Genomic DNA, 9994 nt, shown 5'->3' with positions numbered 1-9994 from the left:
GTGCTGAAAGCATCTAAGCATGAAGCCCCCCTCAAGATGAGATTTCCCATTCCGCAAGGAAGTAAGATCCCTGAAAGATGATCAGGTTGATAGGTCTGAGGTGGAAGTGTGGCGACACATGGAGCTGACAGATACTAATCGATCGAGGACTTAACCTAAATACTTTTGTGAATCGTCTGACCGTTATCTAGTTTTGAGAGAACACCTCTCAAATTAGTTTGGTGGCGATAGCGAAGAGGTCACACCCGTTCCCATGCCGAACACGGAAGTTAAGCTCTTCAGCGCCGATGGTAGTTGGGGGCTTCCCCCTGTGAGAGTAGGACGCCGCCAAGCACTTGAAAAGACCAGCTTATATAAGCTGGTCTTTTTTGTCGGAACTTCATTGATACAAACACCTAACCCTTCCTGACTACATATACTAATCTAACCTTCAAAAACATTCTTAATTTTGTATACAAATGTTGTTCTTTGGGAATACTGAAACCCATGGAGGTGGAATGGATGAGTAAGTCTAATCATGGGGAAACGTGTATCATTTGCGAGGAAAATAAAACCGAAGGCATTCACCTTTATACGAAATTTTTATGTTCGGATTGTGAGAAAAAGATTATATCTACCTCAACATCAGACCCTGAGTACTCTGACTATGTCAAAAAATTAAAGAGTCTCCGGACGCCGCCATTATATTCTTAGACCGTTTCAGGTCTTTTTTTTAAGCCTTTAAGTCTGTATGGATGAAAGGTATAATGAAAGTGATGAAGACACGGTTAAGGTGTCTTTTTTGCTATACACCATGATTTTCGAGCTGAAACTTTGTTTAGCCGATATCCGTATTAGAAAGTAGTATAAAGAAACGACCGATTTATCATAAAAAAAGAAATTTATATATTAGGAGTAGTGGTGTAATGAAACCGATTCTTCATTTTATGCTTCGTGCAACTGCTGCAAGTGCATTGTCCGTGCTCCTTTGGTTCACCAGCTTCTTCGCGCTTAACCAGACTTTTCTGCTGTCTTCCGCTTATGCAGCCGGAACCTGGGTTGCCGTTTATCTTGGCGGGAAATGGTACGGAACCTATTTGTTTTTAAAAGAAAACCAGCTTACACGGCGGGAATATGCCTATATAAAGCAGAATCTGCGGGAAGCTAAGCTGAAAATCGCCCGGTTAAGGAAAGCCTTATTCGCAGTCAAAAACATTCAAACGATTAAACAAAATATAGAAATTCTCCGTATCGTCAGAAAAATTTACAGCATCACAAAGAACGAACCAAAGCGTTTTTATCAGGTTGAACGCTTTTATTATCAAAGCCTTGATTCAATTGTTGAACTGACGGAAAAGCATGCGTTTTTGGCGTCACAGCCAAAGCGCAATGCGAATCTTGAAGTTTCTTTAAGCGAAACGCGTATGATGATCGATAAGCTCGCCAAGCAATTGGAAGACGACCTTTATGACTTGCTGAAAACAGACATTGATCACTTGGAGTTTGAACTGGACGTCGCGAAGCATTCAATGAAAAAAAGCTGATGGAGGAAAGCTGAAATGAGCGAATATAAACCATCGTTACACAAAACTGGCGCACAGCTGGAATTTGATGATTTGCTTTCCGATCCTTTTGGACAAGGAGAAACGCCTGTTTCCGGCGTGGAGGAAAAACTCCGCGGGCAGCAAGTGAATCTGGTTGATACGTTATCTGAAGAAAAACGCCGGCAAGCATTTCAACTGGCCGAACAGATTGACCCGAAAAACCATAACAGCATTACTCTGTATGGAACGCAAGCTCAATCCAAACTCTTGAACTTCTCACATGAGATGCTTGAGCACGTCCAAAAAAAAGATGTCGGTGAAATTGGGCAGGTTTTAAGCGACCTCATGAAAAAGCTTGAACAGGTCAGCCCCGATGAATTGAAAACTGAAAAAAGGAACTTCTTTTCCCGTTTGTTCGGAAGAGTATCCCATTCTGTTCAAGAAATGTTATCAAGGTATCAAAAAACCGGCGCTCAAATAGACAGAATCAGCGTAAAACTTGAGCATTCCAAAAGCGCACTGATCAATGATAATAAGATGCTCGAACGGCTTTATGAAAAAAATAAAGAATATTATGAGGCACTGAATGTCTATATTGCAGCCGGTCAGCTGAAGCTGGAAGAATTAAATCATAAAACCATTCCCGAATTAAAAGAGAAATCGAAAACTGAACATCACCATATGGCCGTTCAGGAAGTAAACGATATGATTCAGTTTGCCGACCGGCTGGAAAAGCGGGTTTATGATCTAACGTTAAGCAGGCAAATTACGCTGCAGAGCGCCCCGCAAATCCGTTTGATCCAGCACACAAATCAAGTGCTGGCGGAAAAGATTCAATCTTCGATTATGACAGCAATCCCTCTTTGGAAAAACCAGGTTGCTATTGCGCTCACCCTGTTGAGGCAGCGCCGAGCAGTAGAGGCTCAAAAACAGGTGTCGGCCACAACAAACGAACTGCTCTTGAAAAATGCCGAGATGCTGAAGGCCAATACGATCGAAACGGCAAAGGAAAATGAACGAGGCTTTATTGATATTGAAACATTGAAACAAGTGCAGGACAATCTGATCGGTACACTTGAGGAGACGCTTAAAATTCAAGAGGAAGGCCGTTCAAAGCGGCTGCAGGCAGAAGAAGAAATAAGGGCAATGGAAGATGGTCTCAAGGCTAAGCTGCTGGACATGAAAGAAAACCAAAACCGTAGATCATAAGCAAGATTAACATTTACCAAATGGTCCGCCCTTTATGTAATCCGCCTTGAAGGGTATAATAAATGCAGAATGTCATATCGGCATCCGGCAGCGCCTGGATGCCGAAGAAAATAGAGAAGATGACTAAAGGATCGGTTTATATGAAGACACCTTTATATACAGCATTGGTGAACCATGCTGAAGGACATCATTATTCTTTTCACGTTCCGGGACATCACAATGGAGATGTCTTTTTTGATGAAGCAAAAACTTTTTTTGAAACGATTCTCAAAGTGGATCTAACTGAACTGACAGGACTGGATGATTTACATGAGCCATCTGGCGTCATCAAGGAAGCACAGGATTTAGTTTCGAGGCTTTACGGAGCGGAAGAAAGCTTTTTTCTCGTCAATGGTTCGACCGTTGGGAATCTGGCTATGATCCTGGCTGTTTGTCAGCCGGCTGATACGATACTCGTTCAGCGTAACTGCCATAAGTCTGTATTTCATGCGATTGAACTTTCAGGCGCCCATCCGGTTTTTTTGACACCGGAAATTGATGAGGCGATGGCTGTTCCCACACATATACTGTACGAAACAGTTGAAGATGCAATTTCACAATATCCGCACGCAAAAGGGATCGTGTTGACATATCCAAATTACTACGGCCATGCAGTTGATCTGAAGCCGATCATAGAAAAGGCCCACCAACACGATATTCCCGTTTTAGTCGACGAGGCTCACGGCGCCCATTTTGTGCTGGGCCATCCATTTCCCCAGTCGTCGTTGAAAGCCGGCGCTGATGCCGTCGTCCAGTCCGCGCATAAAACGCTCCCGGCGATGACGATGGGGTCCTATCTGCATCTTAATAGCGGCAGGATCAACAGGGACAGACTGGCATACTATCTGTCCGTGCTTCAAAGCAGCAGTCCTTCCTACCCAATCATGGCATCTTTGGATATAGCTAGGGCATACGCCGAAGATATCTTGAAAACAAATCGAACAGCCGATATTGAGAAAGAGCTCCTCAACATGAGAGAAGCCTTTTCTCAAATAAACGGAGCCGAGATCGTCGAGCCGGCTGAAGCCGGTATCCGGCAAGATCCGCTTAAGCTGTGTATCAGATCAGCGTACGGCCACTCCGGTTTTGAACTGAAATCCATATTTGAAGCAAACGGCATCCATCCTGAATTGGCAGATGAAAGGCAAGTCCTGTTGATCCTGCCGCTTGAAGGAAAAAATATGCCCGCGCCGGAACTGATCAGCACAATCAGTAAAGACATGAAAGATACAGCAGTTCGAAATGATCTTCCTGCCGGAATCGGAATCCCTTCTGAAAAAGTCACGGCTTTGCCTTACCGGAAAAGCAAGTTGTCTGCCTTCAAAAAAGAATCGGTGCCTTTTACCGAAGCAGCGGGCAGAATAAGCGCCGAATCGGTCACACCTTATCCTCCGGGCATTCCGTTGATCATGGCGGGTGAGAGAATAACAAAAGAGACGATCAGCCGGCTGACGCGGCTCGTCGATCTGAATGTACACATTCAGGGCAGCAATCAGCTCAAACAAAAGCAATTAACTGTATATATAGAAGAGGAGAAATCATGAACGGTTTATTTATTACTTTTGAAGGGCCTGAAGGTGCGGGGAAAACGACAATCCTTCAGGCTGCGGCAGACCAATTGACGAAAAACGGCCATTCTGTTCTTGCGACAAGGGAGCCGGGCGGCATTGAAATATCAGAACGAATTCGCGAGGTTATTTTAAATCCAAGCCATACAGCAATGGATCCCAAAACAGAGGTCTTGTTGTATGCGGCCGCAAGAAGGCAGCACCTAGTCGAAAAAGTAAAACCGGCGCTTGAAGAAGGGAAAATGGTCTTATGCGACCGGTTCATCGACAGCTCGCTTGCTTATCAGGGGTATGCCAGGGGACTCGGCATTGATGAAGTATTTTCTGTTAATCAATTCGCGATCGGCAGCCTGATGCCGAATGTGACGATTTATTTCGACATTGACCCGGAAGAGGGAATCAAACGAATCGATTTAAATGATGCAAGAGAGAAAAACCGGCTTGATTTGGAAAAACTCCACTTTCATCAGCTTGTTCAAAAAGGCTACGAAGAAGTTATGAACCGGTTCCCCGGACGATTTCGGACTGTGGATGCCAGCCAAAGTGTTGAACTTGTGTTAAAAAGGGTAAATAACATCATTGAGGAAGCATTAAAAGAAAATCAGTTGTGACCAGTTTACCATTCATTGTTATAATGGTAACAAGAGTATCCTTAAAGTGTTTCCATCCAAAAGGGGGCTTTTCATATGAAGTTAATTATCGCTGTTGTTCAAGACCAAGACAGCAACCGGCTTTTAAAGGCTTTGACCGATCACAATTTTCGCGTGACCAAACTGGCGTCGACCGGCGGCTTTCTGAAATCGGGAAACACAACCTTCATGTTGGGTGTAGATGATATTCGAGTAGACAAAGCTTTAAGCTTGATAAAAGAAAACGGAAGCAAGCGGGATCAGCTGATTGCCCCTGTTTCTCCAATGGGCGGAAATGCTGATTCATATGTTCCTTATCCTGTTGAGGTTGAAGTGGGCGGAGCAACCGTTTTTGTACTGCCGATCGAGCAATTCCATCAATTTTAAGGGTTGAGGATATGAAAATAAGTCAAGAACTGCGTACAATGATAGAGAAACAGCAGACTCCGCCTGCAAGAGGAGAAAATGTTTCTGCTTCATTTAAAGAGAAGATGAATATACAAAGCGGCAAGCTTCGAGTTGAACAGCTGACAATGCTTTTAACAGATATTGAAGCGTTCGGAAAACGCCTCTCAAAATCGAGAAACTTCAAAGATTTGGCCAGGTTCAAAGGCTTGATCAAACGATTTGTAAAAGAGACCGTTGAAAACGGTCTGACGGTGGAGAATTCAAGAAGCTTCGATCTGTACGGAAACAGCCGGACATTAAGCATTGTGAAAGAACTGGACGAAAAGCTTGTGCAATTAACTGAGGATCTTATGGATCAAGAAAAATCCTCTATCGAACTTTTGGAACGCATTGGCGAAATAAAGGGTTTACTGATAAACCTTTACACATAGAGAGTGATGGTATGGCTACAACCTGGACAGAAATGCAGAAGCTTCAGCCACGGGTTATGAAGCTTTTGCAAAATAGTATAGAAAGAAATCGGCTTGCCCACGCCTATTTATTTGAAGGGCGCAAAGGGACGGGCAAATTAGACGCGGCAACCCTTCTGGCAAAAAGCTTTTTTTGCCTTGAAGATGGAGCAGAGCCATGTGAGTCATGCAGGAACTGCCAGCGGATTGAATCTGGAAACCATCCGGACGTACACGTCGTCCATCCGGACGGCCTTTCCATTAAAAAGGGACAAATCCAGGCGCTTCAGGAAGAGTTTTCTAAGACCGGTTTGGAATCGCATAAAAAGCTGTATATTATTTCCCATGCGGATCAAATGACGGTCAATGCGGCGAACAGCCTTCTAAAGTTTTTAGAGGAACCGAGCAGCGATACAATCGCTGTTCTTTTAACGGAACAGCCGCAAAAATTGCTCGATACGATCATATCGAGATGCCAGGTTTTATCCTTTCAGTCGCTGCAGCCCGAATCGATTGAAAAGGAACTGGTCAAACAAGAGGTCTCACCGAATATTGCAGCCCTTTTGTCGAATATGACCAACAATTTATCGGAAGCGCTCGAATTGAGTCGAAATGATCAGTTTGCAGAGTCGCGAGCGAAAGTGATAAAATTGTATGAAGTCTTACACCAGCGAAAAGGACATGCTTTTTTCTATATTCAAGATCAGTGGATGCCCTTTTTCAAGGAGAAAGACCACCAAGAAATGGGTCTTGATATGCTTTTATTTATATATCTCGACGTGTTGTCCATTCAGTTGGGACATGAAGATAAAATACTATTTCAGGACTTATTCCAATCATTAAAACAGCATGCGCTGCAAACAACACAACAAAGAGTGACAAACCAGATACTTGCTGTTTTAGAAGCAAAAAAACGGCTTTATTCCAATGTGAATGCTCAAGGATTAATGGAGCACTTGGTTTTAATGCTGCAGGAGGGATAAGCTTGTACAACGTTATTGGTGTCCGCTTTAAAAAAGCGGGCAAAATATATTATTTCGATCCGAACGGATTTCAGATAGATAAAGACAGCTGTGTGATCGTCGAAACGGTTCGCGGTGTTGAATACGGGCAGGTTGTCATTGCCAACAAGAAAGTAGACGAGAACGATGTCGTGCTGCCTTTAAGAAAAGTGATCAGAGTTGCGGATGAACGCGACCGCCTGATCGTTGAGGAGAATCAAGAAGCTGCGCTGTCCGCCTTTGATGTCTGCCAGAAAAAGGTTAACGAGCACGGCCTTGAGATGAAACTGGTCGATGTGGAATTCACTTTTGACCGCAACAAAGTCATTTTTTATTTTACGGCTGATGGAAGAGTCGATTTTAGAGAACTCGTCAAAGATTTGGCATCGATCTTTAAAACGAGAATCGAGCTGAGACAAATCGGCGTCAGAGATGAAGCGAAGATGCTCGGCGGTATCGGACCGTGTGGAAGAATGCTTTGCTGTTCCACGTTTTTAGGTGATTTTGAGCCCGTTTCTATTAAAATGGCAAAGGATCAAAATCTGTCGCTGAATCCGACGAAGATTTCCGGACTATGCGGACGGCTGATGTGCTGTCTAAAGTATGAAAACGATGAATACGAAACAGCCAAAGAACAGCTTCCGGATATCGGGGAAGTGATCGCCACGTCCAGCGGCCCGGCAAAAGTCGTCGGGTTGAATATTCTCGAACGCATTCTCCAGGTTGAACTGACAGACTGCGACAAAGTTGTTGAATATACGTGGGATGAGCTGTTGCAAGAAGGTGTCGTATCTGCACAAACCACAGATTAACGAGGTGTGAAACCTTGGATAAAAAAGAATTGTTTGATACAGTGATAAGTTTAGAAGAACAAATCGGGTCCCTTTACCGCCAGCTTGGAGATCTCAAGCAGCATATCGGGGAAATGATTGAAGAAAACAATCATTTACAGCTTGAAAACGAGCATTTGCGCAAGAGGCTGGAAGAGACGGATCAAAGGCTAAAAAGCGTAAAATCCGATGAAAAAGAGATAAAAGCAGAAAAGACAGGGCATGCTGATATTGGAGAGGGCCATGATAATTTGGCTCGCCTGTATCAGGAGGGCTTCCATATTTGCAACATCCATTACGGAAGTGTTCGCAAAGAAGGAGACTGTCTGTTCTGCCTCTCGTTTTTAAATAAAAAATAAGAAAGGCTTCCGGCGGAACGGAAGCCTTTTTAACGGTACAATGTGTTTAGGAAAGGGAAAAGACATGATTCAATTAAAAGATGATGAACGACTGGATTATTTACTGGCGGAAGATATGAAAATCGTGCAAAGCCCGACAGTTTTTGCATTTTCCTTAGATGCTGTTCTGCTGTCGAAATTTGCTTACGTTCCGATACAAAAAGGAAACATCATTGATTTGTGCACAGGGAACGGGATTGTTCCGCTGCTTCTCAGCACCCGCACAAAAGCCGCCATCACCGGGGTGGAAATTCAGGAAAGGCTGTATGACATGGCCCTCCGCAGCGTGGAATACAACAACCTGCAAAAACAGATTCATCTCATCAGGGACGACTTGAAAAATATGCCGCAGGTGCTCGGATACAATAAGGCCGATGTCGTCACATGCAATCCTCCTTATTTCAAGACGCCGCAAAAAACGGAGCAAAACCTAAATGAACATTTGGCCATTGCCAGACATGAAATCTACTGCACGCTTGAAGATGTTATTCGCGTCAGCAGCAAGCTATTAAAGCAGGGCGGCAAACTCGCTCTCGTTCACCGGCCGGGGAGGCTGCTCGAAATCTTTGAATTGATGAAGGCCTTTCAAATCGAGCCGAAGCGGGTCCAATTTGTTTACCCGAAAAAAAGCAAAGAAGCCAACACCATTTTAGTAGAAGGAATAAAAGACGGCCGACCTGACCTGAAAATTTTGCCTCCTTTGTTTGTGTATGATGAACAAGATCAATATACACATGAAATAAGGAAGATTTTATATGGAGACGAATAGCCATTACTTTTACGTGCTTTCGTGCCGGGACGGCAGCTTGTACGCAGGCTATACAAACAATATCGAAAAGCGCCTGAAAACGCATAATGACGGGAAGGGCGCCAAGTATACGAGGGCAAGGCTGCCGGTTAAACTCCATTATGCAGAGTGCTTTTCAACGAAACGAGAAGCGATGCAGGCCGAGTACTATTTCAAAAAATTATCGAGAAAAAACAAAGAACGTTATATAGAAGAAAAAAGACGGGAGGGTGTTGATTATCAACCGGCAAAAGAGTTTTGACCAAAAATCAGACATGGGTATGTTATATCTCGTACCGACTCCCATCGGCAATTTAGAGGATATGACATTTCGGGCGGTTTCTGTGTTAAAAGAGGCGGACATTATCGCTGCGGAGGATACGAGGCAGACGAAGAAATTGTGCCATGTATACGAAATCGAGACACAGCTTGTCAGCTACCATGAACACAATAAAGAAAGCAGCGGACACAAAATTTTGGAATGGCTGAAAGAAGGTAAAAATGTTGCGCTGGTCAGTGACGCCGGAATGCCGACAATATCTGACCCCGGGGCTGAAATCGTCCGCGATTTTATCGAAATGGGCGGCTATGTCGTGCCTTTGCCCGGTGCAAATGCCGCTTTGACCGCACTGATTGCCTCAGGCATTGCCCCGCAGCCGTTTTTCTTTTTCGGTTTTTTGGACCGTAACAAACGGGAAAGGAAAAAACAGCTCGAGGCTTTGAAGAACAGACAGGAGACGATGATTTTTTACGAGTCCCCGCATCGGCTGAAAGAAACCTTGTCAGCCATCAGAGAGGTATTCGGCAACCGGCAAATCGCATTGACAAGGGAACTTACGAAAAAATTTGAAGAATTTATCAGAGGTTCGATCGAAGAAGCGCTCACATGGGCTGAACAGGAACAGGTGCGCGGAGAGTTTTGCCTTGTAATCGAGGGAAGCCGTGAAGAAACGATCGAAGAATCGTTCTGGTGGGAGCACCTTTCAGAAAAAGAACATGTCGAGCATTATATCAGCGAAGGATATCATTCAAAAGAAGCCATTAAAAAAACCGCGGTTGACCGCGGCGTTCCGAAACGGAAAATTTATGACGCTTATCATATTCAAAACTAAAAAAACCGCCCTTGCTTCGGCAAGAGCGGTTTTTGTATAAT

General features: G+C 44.1%; 13 protein-coding genes and 2 rRNA genes (1 of these 15 running past the window's edge). All 15 read left to right on the top strand.

Annotated elements, in window-relative coordinates; all coding sequences use genetic code 11:
• Nucleotides 1-158 (top strand): 23S ribosomal RNA (locus ACVC9U_RS19395) (it extends 2772 nt beyond the left edge of the window).
• A 59-nt stretch (nt 159-217) separates the two neighbouring features.
• Nucleotides 218-333, top strand: a 5S ribosomal RNA gene (gene rrf / locus ACVC9U_RS19390).
• A 168-nt stretch (nt 334-501) separates the two neighbouring features.
• Complete coding sequence (locus ACVC9U_RS19385) at nt 502-693, top strand: sigma factor G inhibitor Gin (protein ID WP_020449787.1); 192 nt, start codon at nt 502-504, stop codon at nt 691-693.
• 212 nt (nt 694-905) lie between these two features.
• Nucleotides 906-1523, top strand: a complete 618-nt coding sequence (locus ACVC9U_RS19380; protein ID WP_441391398.1) for a 5-bromo-4-chloroindolyl phosphate hydrolysis family protein — start codon at nt 906-908, stop codon at nt 1521-1523.
• A gap of 15 nt (nt 1524-1538) precedes the next feature.
• Nucleotides 1539-2732 (top strand): toxic anion resistance protein, encoded by a 1194-nt coding sequence (locus tag ACVC9U_RS19375; protein ID WP_003178150.1) that lies wholly within the window; start codon nt 1539-1541, stop codon nt 2730-2732.
• A 140-nt stretch (nt 2733-2872) separates the two neighbouring features.
• Nucleotides 2873-4315, top strand: coding sequence for an aminotransferase class I/II-fold pyridoxal phosphate-dependent enzyme (locus tag ACVC9U_RS19370; RefSeq protein ID WP_441391639.1), 1443 nt, complete (start codon nt 2873-2875; stop codon nt 4313-4315).
• On the top strand, nt 4312-4950 hold the full coding sequence (gene tmk / locus ACVC9U_RS19365) for a dTMP kinase (protein ID WP_441391397.1): 639 nt from the start codon (nt 4312-4314) through the stop codon (nt 4948-4950). Before ACVC9U_RS19370 ends, tmk begins: the two co-directional genes overlap by 4 nt.
• A gap of 75 nt (nt 4951-5025) precedes the next feature.
• Entirely contained in the window at nt 5026-5355 is a 330-nt protein-coding gene (locus ACVC9U_RS19360; protein WP_003178156.1) for a cyclic-di-AMP receptor, read from the top strand.
• 11 nt (nt 5356-5366) lie between these two features.
• Complete coding sequence (locus ACVC9U_RS19355) at nt 5367-5807, top strand: YaaR family protein (protein WP_003178158.1); 441 nt, start codon at nt 5367-5369, stop codon at nt 5805-5807.
• Between the two features lie 11 nt (nt 5808-5818).
• On the top strand, nt 5819-6808 hold the full coding sequence (gene holB / locus ACVC9U_RS19350; RefSeq protein ID WP_441391396.1) for a DNA polymerase III subunit delta': 990 nt from the start codon (nt 5819-5821) through the stop codon (nt 6806-6808).
• A 2-nt stretch (nt 6809-6810) separates the two neighbouring features.
• A complete protein-coding gene (gene ricT, locus ACVC9U_RS19345) occupies nt 6811-7638 on the top strand; it encodes a competence/sporulation regulator complex protein RicT (RefSeq protein ID WP_003178162.1) in 828 nt (275 codons plus the stop codon).
• A gap of 14 nt (nt 7639-7652) precedes the next feature.
• Nucleotides 7653-8015 carry a DNA replication initiation control protein YabA gene (yabA, locus tag ACVC9U_RS19340; RefSeq protein WP_003178164.1) on the top strand — a complete coding sequence of 121 codons (363 nt, stop codon included), beginning with the start codon at nt 7653-7655 and terminating at the stop codon, nt 8013-8015.
• Between the two features lie 64 nt (nt 8016-8079).
• On the top strand, nt 8080-8823 hold the full coding sequence (locus tag ACVC9U_RS19335; protein ID WP_003178166.1) for a tRNA1(Val) (adenine(37)-N6)-methyltransferase: 744 nt from the start codon (nt 8080-8082) through the stop codon (nt 8821-8823).
• Complete coding sequence (locus ACVC9U_RS19330) at nt 8810-9103, top strand: GIY-YIG nuclease family protein (RefSeq protein WP_003178169.1); 294 nt, start codon at nt 8810-8812, stop codon at nt 9101-9103. Before ACVC9U_RS19335 ends, ACVC9U_RS19330 begins: the two co-directional genes overlap by 14 nt.
• Nucleotides 9078-9953, top strand: coding sequence for a 16S rRNA (cytidine(1402)-2'-O)-methyltransferase (rsmI, locus tag ACVC9U_RS19325; protein WP_142238597.1), 876 nt, complete (start codon nt 9078-9080; stop codon nt 9951-9953). Before ACVC9U_RS19330 ends, rsmI begins: the two co-directional genes overlap by 26 nt.
• Nucleotides 9954-9994 lie beyond the last annotated feature (41 nt).

The organism is Bacillus sp. GM2 (assembly GCF_056155945.1).
The sequence above is the reverse complement of the archived record's forward strand: the minus strand, read 5'-3'. Positions and strand labels throughout refer to the sequence as shown.

Coding starts and splice junctions, on each gene's coding strand:
- ACVC9U_RS19370 (WP_441391639.1), top strand. CDS start 2,873: ATGAAGACACCTTTATATACAGCATTGGTGAACCATGCTGAAGGACAT.
- ACVC9U_RS19335 (WP_003178166.1), top strand. CDS start 8,080: ATGATTCAATTAAAAGATGATGAACGACTGGATTATTTACTGGCGGAA.
- ACVC9U_RS19330 (WP_003178169.1), top strand. CDS start 8,810: ATGGAGACGAATAGCCATTACTTTTACGTGCTTTCGTGCCGGGACGGC.
- ACVC9U_RS19355 (WP_003178158.1), top strand. CDS start 5,367: ATGAAAATAAGTCAAGAACTGCGTACAATGATAGAGAAACAGCAGACT.
- tmk (WP_441391397.1), top strand. CDS start 4,312: ATGAACGGTTTATTTATTACTTTTGAAGGGCCTGAAGGTGCGGGGAAA.
- ACVC9U_RS19375 (WP_003178150.1), top strand. CDS start 1,539: ATGAGCGAATATAAACCATCGTTACACAAAACTGGCGCACAGCTGGAA.
- holB (WP_441391396.1), top strand. CDS start 5,819: ATGGCTACAACCTGGACAGAAATGCAGAAGCTTCAGCCACGGGTTATG.
- ACVC9U_RS19385 (WP_020449787.1), top strand. CDS start 502: ATGAGTAAGTCTAATCATGGGGAAACGTGTATCATTTGCGAGGAAAAT.
- ACVC9U_RS19360 (WP_003178156.1), top strand. CDS start 5,026: ATGAAGTTAATTATCGCTGTTGTTCAAGACCAAGACAGCAACCGGCTT.
- ACVC9U_RS19380 (WP_441391398.1), top strand. CDS start 906: ATGAAACCGATTCTTCATTTTATGCTTCGTGCAACTGCTGCAAGTGCA.